We start from the raw sequence: 15805 nt of genomic DNA, 5'->3' as shown, positions 1-15805 counted from the left end.
CGGGGCCCCTGCCGTGCCGGAAGGATGACTGAGTTGATCGGGATCACGGAGATCGAAGCCGCGGCCGAGCGGATCGCCGGACACGTCGTACGCACCCCGACCGTGCCGAGTCCGGGCCTGTCCGCGCTGCTGGAGGTTCCGGTCACCGCCAAGCTGGAGCTGCTGCAGCGCACGGGTTCGTTCAAGGCGCGCGGCGCCACGGCGAAGCTGCTGTCGCTGACCGACGCCGAGCGGGCCGCCGGGGTCGTCGCGGTCAGCGGCGGCAACCACGGCATCGCGGTGGCGGTGATGGCCGCCGCGCTCGATGTGAAGGCGACGGTGGTCATGCCGCGCTCGGCTCCGCCGCGGTCGGTGGAGACCGCCGAGGAGGCGGGCGCCTCGGTGCGGCTGACCGACGACATGGACGGCGCCTTCGCGCTCGTGACCCGGCTCCAGGACGAGGGTCTGACGCTGGTGCACCCCTTCGCCGACCCGGAGGTGATCGCCGGGCAGGGCACGGTCGGGCTGGAGTTCGCCGAGGACGCAGGGGAGCTCACCGACGTCCTGGTGAGCATCGGGGGCGGCGGGCTGATCGCGGGCGTCGCGGCGGCGCTGCGGGCGCGCCGGCCGGACCTGCGGATCTGGGGCGTGGAGACCGAGGGCGCCGAGGCCATGTCGCGGGCGCTGGCGGCGGGCGGCCCGGTTCCGGTGGCGCTGTCGTCGATCGTCACCACGCTCAGCGCCCCGGCCGTGTCGCAGCTGACGTACGACCATGTGGCGGCCCAGGTCGAAGAGGTTCTGGTGGTGCCCGACCGGGAGGCCGTCGAGGGGTCCCTGGTACTCGCCGAGCACGCCAAGCTGTGGACCGAGCCGGCCGCCGGCTGTCTGCTGCCGGCGGCCCGGAGGGTGGTGGAGCGGGTGGGCGGCGGCGCACGGATCGGGCTGGTGGTGTGCGGGGGCAACGCGACGGCCGCCGACATGACCGCCTGGGCGGCCCGCTTCGGTCTGCGCTGACGGTGCGGGCGGGCGGCCGGGGGCGGAGACCGCCCCTGCGGCCGCTTTCTCCCGGACGCGCCGGATCCGTTGAACGCACCCCGGCTCGCTCACCGTACCTCTGGGCGAGCCGGAGCGGGCGGGTGCGAACGAGGGATGGCCATGGGCACGGAGCAGGTCTGCGCACACGAGTTGGTCGCCGGGCGGTACCGGCTGCTCGCGGTCGTCGACCGCGAGACGAACCGCGTCCGCTGGTCCGCGGAGGACGTCGAGGCGGGCCGCCCGTGCCTGGTCACGCGGATCGGGCTCCCCGAGGACGTGACCGGGGAGACCGCCCGCCGGGCCTGCGGCCGCATCGTGCGCGATGGCGAGACCATGCGGATGCTGTGCCCCGGGCGGATCGCCGCGGTGATCGACGTCGTCGTGGAGCACGGCTCCCTGTGGACGGTGACCGAGTGGGTCACCGGCGAGCCGCTGGGCGACGTCCTCGCCGGCCACGGCAGGTTCAACCACGTGCGGGCGGCGCGCGTCGGACTGGAGCTGCTGGAGGTGCTGGAGGCCGCGCACGGCCGGGGGATCACGCACGGCGAGCTGAGCCCCGGGCAGGTCTTCGTGCGTGCGGAGGGATCGGTCGTGGTCGGCGGCTTCGGACTGGCCGGTGCCACCGAATCCCCGCGGCTCACCGCTCCCGCGTACGCCGCCCCCGAGCAGGCCCGCGACGAGCGGACCGGGCCCGCCGCCGACCTGTGGGCGCTGGGCGCGATCCTCTACACGATGGTGGAGGGGCGTCCGCCGTTCCGTGACCGGGGCAGGCCCGAGGCCACGCTGAGGGGCGTGGACAGGCTGCCGCTGCGCACGCCGGTGCGCGCGGGCCCGCTCACGCAGGCGGTCCAGGGGCTGCTCCGCAAGGACCCGCGGGAGCGGCTGACCCGGCCGGTGGTCCGCGAGGCCCTGGCCCGGGTGCTGACGGAGGACGCCGACGCGGCCGTACGACCGGTCCCGCGTCCCCGGCTGCGCGGCAGGTACGCCGCCGTCCGTCACGCGGGCCCTGCGCGGGGCCGGCGGACGACGGCCGCGGCAGCCGCCCTCGCCGTCGCCGCCGTCACGGTCGCCGTCCTCGCCGCCACCCTCGGGCCGCCCGGCACCGGCGGTTCCGCCACCGGCACGCGGCCGCGCCCCGGAGTTCCCTCCGCCCCGCCCGGCGACGGCACCGCGCCCGGGCCCCGCACCCCCCGGCCGGGCGTGACGCCCTCGCCGTCGCCGTCCGCCCCGGGCGCCGCCGTGCCGGCCGGGTTCCGCCGCTACGAGGCGCCGGAGGGCTTCTCCGTCGCGCTCCCCGAGGACTGGCGGCGGCTGGACACCTCCCGCGTGCCGGGGGTGGCGTACCGGGTCGTCTTCGGCACGTCCGGGGATCCGCGCACCCTCGCGGTCACCTACAGCGAGCGGGTGGGGGCGGACCCCGTGGCGGTCTGGCGGGAGGACGTCGAGCCCGGTCTGCGGCGGTCGGGCGGCTACCGGAGGATCGGCGAGATCCGCGCGACCACGTACCGGGGCCGGGAGGCCGCCGACATGGAGTGGCTCGCGCGGGACGACGGCACCCGGGTGCGCACCTTCGGCCGGGGCTTCCTCCTCGGCGGCGGACGCGGCTTCTCGCTGCGCTGGACGACCCCGGCCGCCGACTGGGACGAGGCGGCGAACGAGCGGGCGCTCGCCGCCTTCCTGGAGACGTTCCGGGAGGGGTCGGCCTGACCGGCGCCGGGCGCCGGTGGGGCGGGGCGGGCCGTTTTCGCTCCGGCCCGGCGGGGACTCGCCCGTTATGGTGCAAATCGGATACACGATGATGACCGAGCAGGCCGGCCCCCGTGAGCTCGTCGGCCACCTGGTGCGGGCGGAGGAGGTGGGCTTCGACTTCTCGGTGACCTCGGACCACTACTTCCCGTGGCTGCGCTCGCAGGGGCATTCGCCCTACGCGTGGAGCGTGCTGGGCGCGGCCGCGCAGGCGACGTCGCGCATCCCGCTGATGACGTACGTGACGTGTCCGACGTTCCGCTACCACCCGGCGGTGGTGGCGCAGAAGGCGGCGACGCTGCAGTTGCTGTCCGAGGGCCGGTTCCGGCTGGGGCTCGGTTCGGGCGAGAACCTCAACGAGCACGTGGTGGGTGGCGGCTGGCCGTCCGTGGACGTGCGGCACGAGATGCTCCAGGAGGCCGTGGAGATCATCCGGGACCTGTTCGGGGGCGGCCACGTGAACCGTCGCGGCACCCACTTCGACGTGGAGTCGGCCCGGCTGTGGGACCTGCCGGACAGCCCGCCGCCGATCGGCATCGCCGTCTCCGGGGAGCGTTCCTGCGCCCTGGCCGGCGAGCACGCCGACCTGATGATCGCCACCGAGCCCAAGCCGGGGCTGGTGGAGTCCTTCGACCGGCAGGGCGGCCGGGGCAAGCCGCGCGTCGGCCAGCTGCCGGTGTCCTACGACCCCGACCGGGACACGGCGATCAAGCGCGCCCACGCGCAGTTCCGCTGGTTCGGCAGCGGCTGGAAGGTCAACTCCGAGCTGCCGCATCCGGATGCCTTCGAGGCGGCGACGCAGTTCGTCACGCCGGACGACGTCGCCGAGTCGATCCCGTGCGGTGACGACCCGGACGCCTTCGTCGCGGCCGTGCGCCCGTACGCCGAGGCCGGTTTCACCGAGATCGCCCTGGTGCAGATCGGCGGCGAGTCGCAGCCGGCCTTCCTGGACTGGTCGGAGAAGACGCTGCTGCCGGCACTGCGAGACGCCCTCGGCTGACTCCCCGGCGACGGCACGTTCACCCGGATGCGCGAGCATCTCCCGGTGGGGCGGGGTACCTGAGGGATCTACGTCCGTTCTCCCGGAGGCCCCCGTGAACTCCTTCGTGCGCAAGACCCTGGTCGTGCAGCTCCAGTCGGGCGACGCGGACCGATTCCCGGTCATGGCCCACCTGGGCTACGACGCCGCGGACCCGTTCGCGCTGACCATGGTGTTCAGCCACGAGGGGCGCGTGCTCGCGCGGTGGACACTGGACCGGGAGATGGTCGGCGAGGGGCTGAGACGCCCGGTGGGTGTGGGAGACGTACGGCTGCGCCCCGAGTCGCGGGGCATGTGGGACGAACTGCGCATGGAGTTCCTGGGCGACGCGAGGCCCGACGGCGACCGGCACCGCGCCGTGGTCTACGTGTGGGCCCCCGCGGTCGCCGCCTTCCTGCGCGACACCCACGGCGTGGTCCGGCCGGGCAGCGAGGACGTCCGCGTCGACGACTTCCTGGCGGAGGTCATCGCCGGCGGCTGACCCGCCCCGGTCAGCGCGACAGGTACCGGTGCCGGGTCCACAGGGGAATCCCGAACCAGCACAGGAGGTACCAGGCCACGACGGCGGCGACCAGGTAGGGCACGAAGCCGTCGTGGGTCGCGACGCGCAGGATCAGCAGGAGCGAGGCGGCCATCGTGGCGAGCAGCAGCACCAGGCCGAGCACGGTCAGCCGGGAGGCCCAGCGCACCGCCTGCGGCTTGATCCGCCGCCCGGAGACGATCCGGTGCAGCGACACCGGACCGATCAGCGCCCCGGTCGTGACGGCTCCCAGGACGACCGTGACCAGGTAGATCGCCTGGTCCGTGTCGGACAGGTCGTCGTACTTCGGGGTGAACACCACGGTCAGCAGGAAGGCGAACAGGATCTGTACGCCCATCTGCGCGACGCGGACCTCCTGGATGAGCTCCGTCCACATCCGGTCCGCGCGTTCCTCCTCGGTCTCGTCGCGTCCCCTGCGCCGGCCCGAGCCCTCTGCCCTTTCCGCCACTGGTCCTCCCGTTGCCGCCTGCATCTCCTCTTCCCGGGTTTCCCGCGGACAGGCACCTCGCCGGGCGGCGAGGTGCCCGGGGCGGGACGAGGGGGGCGCGGCCGGGGCGCCCTACCAGCGGTCTTCGACCTGGTCCTTGATGCGGCGGTCGTAGAGGTCGCGGACGGCCGCGAGGGTGTCCTCGGACAGCGCGGGCAGCCGGGCGGCCTCCGTGTTGGCCCGCGCCTGCTCCGGCGAGCGGGCACCGGGGATCACGGTGGTCACGCCGGGCTGCTGGATGATCCAGCGCAGCGCCAGCTGGGCCGGGGTGTATCCCTCGGGGGCGAGGGCGGCGAACTCGGCGGCGGCCTCGACGCCCGTGGCGAAGTCGACGCCGGAGAAGGTCTCGCCCTGGTCGAAGGCCTCGCCGTGCCGGTTGAAGGTGCGGTGGTCGTTGGCGGCGAAGACCGTGTCCTTGGTGTACTTGCCGGACAGCAGGCCGGAGGCCAGCGGCACCCGGGCGATGATGCCGACGCCCGCCTCCCGGGCCGCCGGCAGCACCTCGCGCAGGGGCTTCATCCGGAACGGGTTGAGGATGATCTGCACGCTCGCCACGTTCGGCCGGGCGATCGCGGTCAGCGCCTCCTCGCAGGTCTCCACGCTGACGCCGTACGCGGCGATGCGCTCCTCCTCCACGAGGGTGTCGAGGGCGTCGAACACCTCGTCGCTGGAGTAGACGGGCGTCGGCGGGCAGTGCAGCTGCACCAGGTCGATGACGTCGACGCCGAGGTTGCGCCGGGAGCGGTCGTTCCAGGCCCGGAAGTTGTCCAGGACGTAGTTCTGCGGGATCTGCTCGACCCGGCGGCCCATCTTCGTGGCGACCAGCACGTGCAGGTCGGGCCTGCTGCGCAGGAAGGTGGCGATGGTCTCCTCGCTGCGCCCGTCGCCGTAGACGTCCGCGGTGTCGAAGAAGGTCACCCCCGACTCGGCGGCCGCCTCCAGCACCGCTTCCGCCTGCTTGTCGTCGACGTCTCCCCAGTCGGCCCCCAGTTGCCAGGTGCCCAGACCGACCACCGACGCGTGCTGACCCGACCTGTCGAATGTGCGCTCTTCCATGCCGCCAGTCTGTCATCAGCGGCGGCCCGGCACCGCACGGGGCCCGGGCGGCCGGCACGCGCCGCCCTGACGCCCGCTCACGTCAGGGGGCATCCACGGAAGGGGGACGTCCGCGACGCCGGCTCCGGCGGCTAGCCGGCCGCCGCGGTGCGGCACTCCGGGTGGCCCCAGCCCTGGTCGTTCTTGGCGATGGACTCGCCGGCCGCGTAGGAACGTCCGCACACGCAGCGCCCGGGGAACTTCGCCTTGATGGTGCGCGAGGAGGCGCCGCCGCCCTTCCGGGAGGCCCCCGGCTTGCGGCCCGGTGCCTTCCTGGCCGCCGGGACGTCCGGCGCGGGCGGCGGCTCCGGCGAACCCAGGGCGCTGCCCGCGGGCTCCTGGACGGTGGCCGCGCGGCTGGCGGCGCGGTCGGCGAAGTCGTTGAGCGGATCGCCGTCGACCTGGTGGGCCGGCACGTAACGGAACTCCACCGAGCGGCCGTCGAGCAGCTCGTCGATGCGCACCACCAGCTCCTGGTTGGCGACGGGCTTGCCGGCGGCCGTCCTCCAGCCGTTGCGCTTCCAGCCGGGCAGCCAGGTGGTGACGGCCTTCATCGCGTACTGGGAGTCCATGCGGACCTCCAGCGGCACGTCCGGGTCGGTCGCCGCGAGCAGGCGTTCCAGCGCGGTGAGTTCGGCGATGTTGTTGGTGGCTCTGCCGAGCGGCCCCGCCTCCCAGCGCACCGGCGTCCCGGACGGATCGGCGACGACCCAGGCCCAGGCCGCCGGGCCGGGGTTTCCCTTCGAAGCCCCGTCGCACGCGGCCACAACACGTTCACGCATGGCCCGATCATGCCATGACCCGGCGGGGTGGCCGGACCGGACTCAGGAGACGGCCGTGACCTTGGGCATCTCGCCCTCGGTCTTCGTGATGTCGATCACCGAGAAGTTCGCGCCCTGCGGGTCGCTGAGCGCCGCGAACCGGCCGAAGGGGGTGTCCACCGGGCCGAACCGCACGATGCCGCCGAGCTTGGTGGCCCGGGCCACGGCCTCGTCGCAGTCGGCGACGGTGAAGTAGACGTTGATGTAGGGCGGGACCTCGGGCGGGAAGTCGTCCGTCATCTTCATACGGCCCAGGACACTGCGGTCGTCCAGGTCGAAGATCCGGAAGTCGATCTGGTCGTCCTCCATCTGCTTCGCCGAGTAGGGGAAGACCGCCGGGAAGAACGCGTCCGACTTCTCCGGCTCGCGGGTGAACACCTCGGCCCAGCAGTAGGCGCCGGGTTCGGCCATCGCCTCGAACCCCTCGTGGGTGCCGCTCTGCCAGACGCCGAAGACGACACCGGCCGGGTCGCAGGCCAGGCACATGGTGCCGAACTCGCCGACCTCCATCGGCTCCATCACCACCTCGCCGCCGGCCTCCCGGATCTTCGTGGCGGTCGCGGTGGCGTCCCGGGACGCGAAGTAGAGGCACCACTGGGACTGGCCCTCCTGTTCGGCCATGGGCGGGGCCACGGCGGCCACGGCCTTGCCGTTCGCGTAGGCCTGGGTGTAGTTGCCGTACTCCGGCGCCGACTCACCGAAGGTCCAGCCGAGGACGTCGCCGTAGAAGCGCTTGGCCCCCTCGACGTCGTTGAACATCGCGTCGGCCCAGCAGGGGGCTCCCTCAGGTTGCACGGCCATGGCTGCCGCCTTCCGCGTGGATGGGTGGTCCGGATCCTCCGATTCCTCACGCTAGCCACCGGCACGTTGCCCCGCGCGCCGAATGCCGGATTCCGCACATGCCGGAACCGGAGAACGCGGAACACCGGCCGGCGCCGGCCGCCGCCCGCCGCCGGCCCGCCCTCGGCCCCGGGCCCGGAGGCTGTGCCGGGCGGGGATCGTCACCGGCGGCGCCGGGGGAATCGGCCTCGGCGCCGTAAGCCGCCTGTACGAGGCCGGTGCGAACGTGGTGATCACGGACGTCGACGAGGACGCGGCGGAAGCGGCCGCGTCGGCGTTCGCCGAGGCCGACCGGGTCCGGACGGTTGTCACCGACGTCAGCAGTCCAGAGGACGCGGCCTCGATGGTGCGGCCCCCTGTCGAGGCGTCTCGGTGACACGTCCGGGGCGAGCGAGTCCGCACGGGCGCACCTTCGCACGCGGCGCGCTCCGCCGGGGCCGCCGCCCGGCGCAGATGGTCCGGCCGCTGCCGGCTCGGCCGCGTTCCGTGTCCTCCTGGGACCGCGGGTGTGCCTCCGGACGGCCGGGGCGGACCCCGTGGGCGAGCCCCGGCACGCCGGCGCGCTCGGGCCCGGCCGCGCCGGGCGCGGGTGATCCGCTGTCCTTCCGCTCGCCGCTGTTCCCCGCGGCACCTCGCCGACGACGAGCGGCGCACCGGGCAGGCCCCCGCGGCCGGCCGTTCCCGGCCCTCTCCGGCGGGGAACGGCTGTGCGGGGCGCCGTCACTTGCCCGCGTAGGCCCTCTCCAGTTCGGCGATGTCGAACTTGCGTGACTTCAGCATCGCGCGGGTGGCGCGGGCCGCCTTCTCCTGGTCGGGGTCCCTGATCATGTCGATCAGCCGCTGCGGGGTCACCTGCCAGGACAGCCCGAACCTGTCCTTGAGCCAGCCGCACGGGCCTTCCTCCCCGCCGCCCTCGGTGAGGCGGGTCCAGTAGTAGTCGACCTCCTCCTGGTCGGCGCAGGTGATCTGGAAGGAGACCGCCTCGCTGAACCGGAACTCGGGGCCGCCGTTGAGCGCGACGAACTTCTGGCCGTTGGCCGTGAACTCGACGGTCACCACCGAACCCGCCGGGCCGGGACCGGCCTCGGTGTAGCGGGTGACGCTGCCGACACCGGAGTTCTTGAAGACCGAGACGTAGAAGTGGGCGGCCTCCTCCGCCTGCCCGTCGAACCAGAGACACGTGGTGAATCCGTCGGTGCTCATGTGCTCCTCCTGGGGCGTGGAACGCGGTCACCACTGTCGACCGGCCCGGGCGGCGGAACTCATCGGTCGCGCGGCGGCTCTGCCCGTGGCGAATCTGCCGCGGGCAGAGAACGCCCCGACGGGGCCCGCCCGGCGCCGACAGTGGAGACCGCGGCCCCGACGGCCGCGTAGGACCCGCTTCGACGACTCGACACAGGACTCGACAAGGAGTGCCGATGTCTCCACTCATCGCCGGCCCGGCGCCGGCCGCCCTGCCCCGGTCCGAGGAGGGCGACACCCCGCCCACCCGGTTCGACGACCACCTGGCCGCGCAGTTGCTCGCACAGCGGATCGTGCTGCTGGGCACACAGGTCGACGAGGTCTCCGCGAACCGGGTCTGCGCCCAGCTGCTGATCCTGTCGGCGGAGGACCCCCGCACCGACATCAGCCTGTACATCAACAGCCCAGGCGGCTCGGTGCACGCGGGCCTGGCCATCTACGACACCATGCGGCTGATCCCCAACGACGTCGCGACGCTCGCCATGGGATTCGCCGCCAGCATGGGCCAGTTCCTGCTCAGCGTGGGCGCGCCGGGCAAGCGGTACGCCCTGCCGAACGCGCGGATCATGATGCACCAGCCGTCGGCCGGCATCGGCGGCACCACGGCGGACATCGAGATCCAGGCGGAGAACCTGGAGTTCACCAAGCGGACCATCGAGCGGATCACCGCCGAGCACACCGGTCAGAGCCCGGAGACCATCTCACGGGACGGCGACCGCGACCGCTGGTTCACGGCGGAGGAGGCCAGGGAGTACGGCATGGTCGACCGGGTCGTCGAGTCCCTGGCGGACGTCCGGCCGGCGGCCACCAGGCGACGGATGGGGCTGTGACATGGGGACGTACACGATTCCGAACGTCGTCGAGCGCACCCCGCAGGGCGAACGGTCCTACGACGTCTTCAGCCGGCTGCTGTCGGAGCGGATCATCTTCCTGGGCACCGAGATCGACGACGGCGTCGCCAACGTCGTCATCGCGCAACTCCTCCATCTGGAGTCGTCGGCGCCGGAGAACGAGATCGCGATCTACATCAACTCCCCCGGCGGCTCGTTCACCTCGCTCATGGCGATCTACGACACGATGACCTTCGTCCAGGCGCCGATCTCCACGTTCTGCGTCGGTCAGGCGGCCTCGACGGCGGCCGTGCTGCTGGCCGGCGGGGATCCGGGCCGGCGGTTCGTGCTGGAGCACGCGCGGGTGCTGCTCGGGCAGCCGGCCAGCGGCGGACGGCAGGGCACGGTCTCCGATCTGGCGCTGCAGGCCAAGGAGATGGTGCGGATCCGGTCCCAGGTCGAGGAGGTGCTGGCGCGGCACACGCACCACGACGTCTCGACGCTGCGCGCCGACATGGACCGCGACAAGGTGTTCACCGCCGAGGAGGCCGTGGCGTACGGGCTGGCCGACGAGGTGCTGAGCCGACGGCTGGTGAGGGTCTGACACCCGTGACGGTCCGAGGCCGGTGACGGTCCTGGATCGGTGACGCTCTCAGCCGGTGACGGTCCCGGACGGCGGACCGGCGCCCGGTCTCCCACCGGGCGCCGGTCCGCACGGACCGTCAGGCGGCCAGGCAGAGCCCGTCGTAGCGCGCACCGGTCGTGCCGCGGTGGCGGCCGCCGGTGTGCCGGGCGGTGATGCGGAGCAGTTCGCCCTGGGCCCGCGACAGCAGATCCCCGAGGCCGAGTCCGAGGGCGTGCGCGGCGGCGGCGAGGACCTCCGACGACGCCTCCTTGCGACCGCGCTCCACCTCCGACAGGTACGGCATGGAGATCCGCGCCTGCTCCGCCACCTCCTTCAGCGTGCGCTCCTGGGCGAGGCGTTCACGCCTGAGGACGTCACCGACCAGGTCGCGCCACAGCGGTTCTCTGACGGCGGGTGCCGACGGGTCCGGAGGGGCCGGCGACGCGGTGGGACGGACTCCCGGGCGCGCGGCCGGCGGGCGCAGGGGAATGACGCGGGCTTCGTTCGGCACATGGCTGCTCACCTCTCCAGACTAGGAATGGCGCCGCGAAGGGAAAGGGATCGACGTTCCGCCCAGAGCGGACGGCGGCCGCGGGCCGCGGACCGGTTCCACGAGCGCTGCGGCAGCCCGCGTCCGGCGTGCCTGTGGCCGACCCGGGGGATATCCTGTGACATATCGCGCCAACCCGCGAAATACCGCCGTCACCGCGCGGACGTGACCGGCTCGGCACGGGCCGCTCGACACCCACGCCGTGCCGCCGTTTTCCGCCGGCGGCAGGACGGAGGGGCATGCCGTGCCAGGACCCGGGTACCCGCAGTCGGGAAGAGCCTAGGGAGACGCCGAACCGTGACTTTCGTGGGAGAGGTAATGGAGACCGCCGTGACCCGGCCGGAAGCGCAGGTTGTCGAGGAGACCACCGGGAGCAGGACGGGCGACGGATCACTTCCGGGGGTGGCCGACCCCCGCACCGTGGCGCCTCGGGACGCTCGTCAACTGTCCCGTCAGTTCTTCCAGCGTCTGACGGAACTCGAAGAGGGCACGCACGAGTACCAGTACGCGCGCAACACGCTGATCGAGATGAACATGTCGCTCGTGCGGTTCGCCGCCGGCCGGTTCCGCGGCCGCGGGGACGACATGGAGGACATCGTCCAGACCGGCATGATCGGTCTGATCAAGGCCATCGACCGGTTCGAGCTGTCCCGCGAGGTCGAGTTCACCTCCTTCGCGCTGCCGTACATCGTGGGTGAGATCAAGCGCTTCTTCCGCGACACCACCTGGGCGGTGCACGTGCCGCGGCGGCTGCAGGAGCTGCGGGTGGAGCTGGCCAAGGCCCGTGAGGAGCTCTCCAGCCGGCTGGACCGCGACCCGACGGTCGCCGAACTGGCCACGCTGATGAACATCAGCGAGGACGAGGTGATCGAGGGCCAGATCGCGTCCAACGGGTACAACTCCTCGTCGCTGGACGCCGCGCTCACCGGGGACGGGCCGGAGGACGGGGAGGCGGTGCTCGCCGACTTCATCGGCGTGGAGGAGAACGGGCTGCGGCTCGTCGAGGACTTCCACTCGCTCGCGCCGCTCATGGCCGAGCTGAGCGACCGCGACCGTCGGATCATCCACATGCGGTTCGTCGAGGAGGCCACCCAGGCGGAGATCGGCGAGCAGCTCGGCTGCTCTCAGATGCACGTGTCCCGCCTGATCAAGCGGATCATCACGCGGCTGCGCGAAGGGATGATGGGCGAACTGGGCTGCGCCTGACGGGGTGCCGGGAGGCCGGGGCCCGGTCACGGCCGGGCTCGGTCGCCGTCGTCGGCGGGACTCGGTCGCTGTCGTCGGCCGGGTTCAGTCGCCGTCGCCGTCGAACCGGACCACGGCGCTCACGCGCTTGCCGACCGGGACGCGTTCGACGGTGACCGTCTCCGCCAGCGCGTGGACGATCTCCAGACCGTGCCTGCCGACGCGCTCGGGGTCGCGGGGGAAGAGCCGGGGCACGGCGCCGCTGCTGTCGTAGACGGTCACCGTCACCGAGGCGTCCGTGCCTTCCAGCTCCAGGATGTACGGCCCGTTGCTGTGGCGGTCGGCGTTGGTGACCAGTTCGCTCACCACGAGGAGCACCGCGCCGTCGGCCCGCTGGCCGATCTCGGCGCACCACTCGGTCCTGAGCTGGTCGAGGAAGAGCGAGGCGGTGGAACGTGCCTCGGCGATGCATCCCGGCTCGCCGGTGAAGTGTGCCGCGCGCCGCAGCGGTTCCACGGGCACGTCGAAACCAGTGGGTATCACTGCCCCGTCCAGGTACTCGGTCATGCGTTTCTCTCTCGGAAGCCGGAATGGCCGGACGTGTCTGCACCAGTCCTCGTACCCCGAGCCGGACCGTGCAGTCCCCGCGGCCCGCACTGCGGGCATCGTCACAGTCGCCCGGGGCACCCGCAGGGTACCGGCCCGACGGGAGCCGGCGGGAAGGGCGTGCGATGAACGAGCTGATGGCCGCACGAAGCCTGACGACCCGGCCCGTGGTCACCCTGGGCGGCGACGCCGTCGCCCAGATCAAGGACACCGTGTTCGACGCGTCGGTCGGCCGTATCGCCGGTTTCGCCCTGAGTGGGCGGGGACTGCTGTCCGGGCAGCTGCAGGAGGGCCTGCCGTGGCCGGCGGTGCACTCGCTCGGCCACGACGCGGTGATGATCCGCGACCGGCGCGCGCTGACGGGCGCGCTCGCCGTGGCCCACCACGAGCCCCTGCGGGGCCGGGTACTGGGGGCGAGGGTCCTGACGGAGAAGGGCACCGACATCGGCACGGTGCTCGACGTCGTGGTGGAGGGCGGCACCAGTGGCCGTGTCGCCGGTTTCCGGGTGGCCGCGGCCAGGCAGTTCGCGCCGCCGGGCCCGAAGCGCCATCGGCGGTGGGTGTACGTGCCGCGCGGCGAGAGCCTCGCGGTCCACGGACGGGCGTTCGTTCTCCCGGAGGACGCCCTGCAGCACATCGCGGACGACCTGACGGCCTTCGCCGCCCTGGCCGACGGCGCCCCCCGGCGGGAGGGTCCGCCGCCGTGATGCTGTTCTCCCGGCTGCGGGGCCGGCCCGTGCTGGCGCCGTCCGAGGGCGCACAGCTCGGCGTCATGGCGTCCCTGGGCGTCGACACCGCGTCCGGACGGGTCAGCCATGTCCGCGTCCGCTGCGGGCGGTTCCGCGGCGAGACGGTACTGGCCTGGGACGCGCTGGACTCGATCGGCCCCGACGCCGTCGTGGTCCGGTCGACCGCCGCGCCCGAGCCGGTTCCGCCCCGGCACGACATCCTGGGCAGCCGGGTCCTGACGGAGGCCGGTGACGAGCGCGGCACAGTGGTGGACGTGGCGTTCGATCCGCGTACCGGGCGGATCCTGAGGGTCGTCACGACATCGGCCGAGCTGCCGGCCGACCGTCTGCTGGGCCTCGGCGGCCACGCCCTGGTCGTCAGGGCGGTCTGAGTCACGGCGCCGGCGCGGACGGCCCCGTCGGCGGGCGCACCGCGCGGCTGCTGCTTAGCGTGGCAGCGTGAGCTCGCGAACCCCCTCCGCCCGGGCCGGCGCCCGGCACGGCTGGCTCCAGGCACTGGCCACGGTGCTGGCCGGGCTGGTCGCCATGGGGCTGGTGGCCGCGCTCGGGCTGTGGGCGGCGGGCGCGGCGGACCTGCCGGACAACGCCTTCCCCCGGGTCGTCACGGCGACGGTGGTGACCGCCGTGGGCGGTGCGGTGGAGCTGTTTGGGAACGCCGACGGGCTCGCCGACACGGAGGCGGCGCTGACCGTGATGCCGTTGTCCGTCACGCTGACCGGGGCGCTGGTGATCGCCGCGGGTTTCCTGCGGCCGCTGCGTCACGGGGCCGTGGGCAGTGCCGGGGAACTGGCCGGCTGGGCCGCCAGGATCGCCGTCCTGTGGCTGCTCGCCCTCCTCGGGCTGTCCTTCGCCTCGCACCAGACCTTCGAGGTGCCCCTCGGGGAGGGGCTGCTGGACGACCTGGGGGATCTGTTCGGACTCTCTCCGGAGGTCGGCTTCACCACGGACGTGCCGCTGACGGCCTTCTTCGGACTGCTGTGGCTGGCGGGTGTGCTGGTGCTGGCCCTGCTGGTGTCGCGCGGGGCGCCGCTGCCGGCGCGGCTGCTGCGTCTGCATGCGTCGGTGCGGCCGGCGGCGTACGCCGTGGTCGCCCTGCTGCTCGCCTACGTCGTCATCGGCGTCGTCGTCGGCCTGGTCGTCGCGGGGACTCGGGGGCACCCGGCGCAGACCTTCGCCGTGCTGCTGCTCGGCCTGCCGAACCTGGTGTGGCCGGCGCTCACGATCGGCCTCGGCGCCACCTGGGACGGGCGCGTGGAGGGACCGTTCGGGCTGCCGATGCCGCAGGTGCTCGACGAGGTGCTGCGCACGCCGGACGTGTCGACGCTCAACCTGGGGACCCTCGCCGAGCACGACGGCCGGGTGTGGTGGCTCCTGGTCGCCGACGTGGTGCTGCTGCCGGCCGCCGGGTGGCTGATGGCGCGCCGCTCCCCGGCACGGACGCCGGCATGGCGGCACGCCGTGCACATGGCCGTCGCGCTGGCACTGGCGACACTGATGATCTGCCTCGTCGGCCGGGTCTCCGCGCGGTACGGCCTCTCGGTGCTCGGCATCGGCGATCTGGGGGGCGATCTGTCCGGACAGCTCTTCCTGCGCCCGCACCTGTGGGGCGCGGTCGGTCTCGCGGTCCTGTGGGGCCTGGCGGCCGGCTTCCTCGGCGCGTCGCTCGCCCAGCGACTCGCCCGACACTCCGACACACACGAGGGACCGGCGCGGTAACGACGCCGGACCCGGCGCAGCGCGGAAGCAGCGGGTGCCCCGTTCCGCCCGAACCACGGATCTGCACGTGGCTCCGGTCCCGCGCGGACCAGGGATCTGCGTACCCGGACGCCACGCACCCGGCGCCACGGCCCGGACCGCGTGGCTCCGGTCCCGCACGCACCACGGATCTGCGCACCCGAACACCACACACCCCGCGCCACAGCCCGGCCCCCATAGCTCCGGTCCCGCACGCACCACGGATCTGCGCACCCGAACACCACACACCCCGCGCCACAGCCCGGACCCCATAGCTCCGGTCCCGCACGCACCACGGATCTGCGCACCCGAACACAACACACCCCGCGCCACAGCCCGGCCCCCGTGGCTCCGGTCCCGCACGGACTGCGGGTCTGCGCGCCCGGACACCGCGCACCCGGCACGCGGCTCGGGGTCCGTGGGTCCGGTTCCGTGGGTCCGCCGATGTGCCGCAGGCTGCCCGCCCGCGGGGGCGGGAGGCGTCTTTCGTCCCGGCAGCGGGCGGCGCCGGTCGGACGGGCCGCCTGCTGCCGGTCCGTCCGCGGGTGGGTTCCGCAGGCCGCTCAGGTCCCCGAATCCACACGTCGGGCCGTGGCCCTGGTCCCTCCGCAGACCCGGCCCCGATCAGCGGGACCGGGCGCCGCGCACGCACCCCCACCCACACGCCCAGGCCCCTCAGACCACAAGCCCCCGAGCCGGCG

Annotated in this window: 18 protein-coding genes; 11 read left to right on the top strand and 7 right to left on the bottom strand. The window is 73.5% G+C overall.

What is annotated here, in order from left to right; all coding sequences use genetic code 11:
* Nucleotides 1-33: 33 nt before the first annotated feature.
* From H0H10_RS27345 to H0H10_RS27330, 4 genes are all read left to right on the top strand, one after another.
* Nucleotides 34-993: a threonine/serine dehydratase family protein gene (locus tag H0H10_RS27345; RefSeq protein WP_188183795.1), complete on the top strand. Its 960-nt coding sequence runs from the start codon at nucleotides 34-36 to the stop codon at nucleotides 991-993.
* Between the two features lie 135 nt (nucleotides 994-1128).
* On the top strand, nucleotides 1129-2721 hold the full coding sequence (locus H0H10_RS27340; protein WP_188183794.1) for a serine/threonine protein kinase: 1593 nt from the start codon (nucleotides 1129-1131) through the stop codon (nucleotides 2719-2721).
* Nucleotides 2722-2788: 67 nt separating this feature from the next.
* Nucleotides 2789-3760 carry an LLM class F420-dependent oxidoreductase gene (locus tag H0H10_RS27335; protein WP_188183793.1) on the top strand — a complete coding sequence of 324 codons (972 nt, stop codon included), beginning with the start codon at nucleotides 2789-2791 and terminating at the stop codon, nucleotides 3758-3760.
* A gap of 94 nt (nucleotides 3761-3854) precedes the next feature.
* Nucleotides 3855-4280 carry an SsgA family sporulation/cell division regulator gene (locus tag H0H10_RS27330; RefSeq protein WP_188183792.1) on the top strand — a complete coding sequence of 142 codons (426 nt, stop codon included), beginning with the start codon at nucleotides 3855-3857 and terminating at the stop codon, nucleotides 4278-4280.
* A 10-nt stretch (nucleotides 4281-4290) separates the two neighbouring features.
* On the opposite strand, the gene H0H10_RS27325 is transcribed toward H0H10_RS27330, so the two are convergent.
* The 4 genes from H0H10_RS27325 to H0H10_RS27310 form a co-directional block, all read right to left on the bottom strand.
* Nucleotides 4291-4812: a DUF6328 family protein gene (locus H0H10_RS27325; RefSeq protein WP_188183791.1), complete on the bottom strand. Its 522-nt coding sequence runs from the start codon at nucleotides 4810-4812 to the stop codon at nucleotides 4291-4293.
* Between the two features lie 87 nt (nucleotides 4813-4899).
* On the bottom strand, nucleotides 4900-5883 hold the full coding sequence (locus tag H0H10_RS27320) for an aldo/keto reductase (RefSeq protein ID WP_188183790.1): 984 nt from the start codon (nucleotides 5881-5883) through the stop codon (nucleotides 4900-4902).
* 131 nt (nucleotides 5884-6014) lie between these two features.
* A complete protein-coding gene (locus H0H10_RS27315; RefSeq protein ID WP_188183789.1) occupies nucleotides 6015-6704 on the bottom strand; it encodes a ribonuclease H family protein in 690 nt (229 codons plus the stop codon).
* A 42-nt stretch (nucleotides 6705-6746) separates the two neighbouring features.
* Nucleotides 6747-7544, bottom strand: a complete 798-nt coding sequence (locus H0H10_RS27310; RefSeq protein WP_188183788.1) for a VOC family protein — start codon at nucleotides 7542-7544, stop codon at nucleotides 6747-6749.
* A gap of 82 nt (nucleotides 7545-7626) precedes the next feature.
* Between H0H10_RS27310 and H0H10_RS27305 the strand changes: the two genes are divergently transcribed.
* Nucleotides 7627-7959: an SDR family NAD(P)-dependent oxidoreductase gene (locus H0H10_RS27305; protein ID WP_188183787.1), complete on the top strand. Its 333-nt coding sequence runs from the start codon at nucleotides 7627-7629 to the stop codon at nucleotides 7957-7959.
* Between the two features lie 344 nt (nucleotides 7960-8303).
* Here the strand turns inward: H0H10_RS27305 and H0H10_RS27300 are convergent, their stop codons facing one another.
* Entirely contained in the window at nucleotides 8304-8786 is a 483-nt protein-coding gene (locus tag H0H10_RS27300; protein WP_188183786.1) for a VOC family protein, read from the bottom strand.
* Nucleotides 8787-9001: 215 nt separating this feature from the next.
* Between H0H10_RS27300 and H0H10_RS27295 the strand changes: the two genes are divergently transcribed.
* Together H0H10_RS27295 and H0H10_RS27290 are read left to right on the top strand one after the other, a co-directional pair.
* Nucleotides 9002-9655, top strand: coding sequence for an ATP-dependent Clp protease proteolytic subunit (locus H0H10_RS27295; RefSeq protein ID WP_188183785.1), 654 nt, complete (start codon nucleotides 9002-9004; stop codon nucleotides 9653-9655).
* A gap of 1 nt (nucleotide 9656) precedes the next feature.
* Entirely contained in the window at nucleotides 9657-10259 is a 603-nt protein-coding gene (locus H0H10_RS27290) for a ClpP family protease (protein ID WP_188183784.1), read from the top strand.
* 118 nt (nucleotides 10260-10377) lie between these two features.
* On the opposite strand, the gene H0H10_RS27285 is transcribed toward H0H10_RS27290, so the two are convergent.
* Complete coding sequence (locus H0H10_RS27285; RefSeq protein ID WP_188183783.1) at nucleotides 10378-10803, bottom strand: helix-turn-helix domain-containing protein; 426 nt, start codon at nucleotides 10801-10803, stop codon at nucleotides 10378-10380.
* Between the two features lie 345 nt (nucleotides 10804-11148).
* Between H0H10_RS27285 and H0H10_RS27280 the strand changes: the two genes are divergently transcribed.
* Entirely contained in the window at nucleotides 11149-12036 is an 888-nt protein-coding gene (locus H0H10_RS27280; RefSeq protein ID WP_188183832.1) for an RNA polymerase sigma factor SigF, read from the top strand.
* 84 nt (nucleotides 12037-12120) lie between these two features.
* On the opposite strand, the gene H0H10_RS27275 is transcribed toward H0H10_RS27280, so the two are convergent.
* Entirely contained in the window at nucleotides 12121-12582 is a 462-nt protein-coding gene (locus tag H0H10_RS27275; RefSeq protein ID WP_188183782.1) for an ATP-binding protein, read from the bottom strand.
* Between the two features lie 164 nt (nucleotides 12583-12746).
* On the opposite strand from H0H10_RS27275, the gene H0H10_RS27270 reads away from it, so the two are divergent.
* The 3 genes from H0H10_RS27270 to H0H10_RS27260 all read left to right on the top strand — a co-directional run bounded on the left by H0H10_RS27270 (nucleotide 12747) and on the right by H0H10_RS27260 (nucleotide 15086).
* On the top strand, nucleotides 12747-13328 hold the full coding sequence (locus H0H10_RS27270) for a PRC-barrel domain-containing protein (RefSeq protein WP_188183781.1): 582 nt from the start codon (nucleotides 12747-12749) through the stop codon (nucleotides 13326-13328).
* Complete coding sequence (locus H0H10_RS27265; protein WP_223180510.1) at nucleotides 13328-13741, top strand: PRC-barrel domain-containing protein; 414 nt, start codon at nucleotides 13328-13330, stop codon at nucleotides 13739-13741. Before H0H10_RS27270 ends, H0H10_RS27265 begins: the two co-directional genes overlap by 1 nt.
* A 67-nt stretch (nucleotides 13742-13808) precedes the next feature.
* Nucleotides 13809-15086: a streptophobe family protein gene (locus H0H10_RS27260; RefSeq protein WP_188183779.1), complete on the top strand. Its 1278-nt coding sequence runs from the start codon at nucleotides 13809-13811 to the stop codon at nucleotides 15084-15086.
* The last annotated feature ends 719 nt before the right edge of the window (nucleotides 15087-15805 follow it).

Source organism: Streptomyces griseicoloratus (genome assembly GCF_014534645.1).
Taxonomy (GTDB): domain Bacteria; phylum Actinomycetota; class Actinomycetes; order Streptomycetales; family Streptomycetaceae; genus Streptomyces; species Streptomyces griseicoloratus.
The sequence above is the reverse complement of the archived record's forward strand: the minus strand, read 5'-3'. Positions and strand labels throughout refer to the sequence as shown.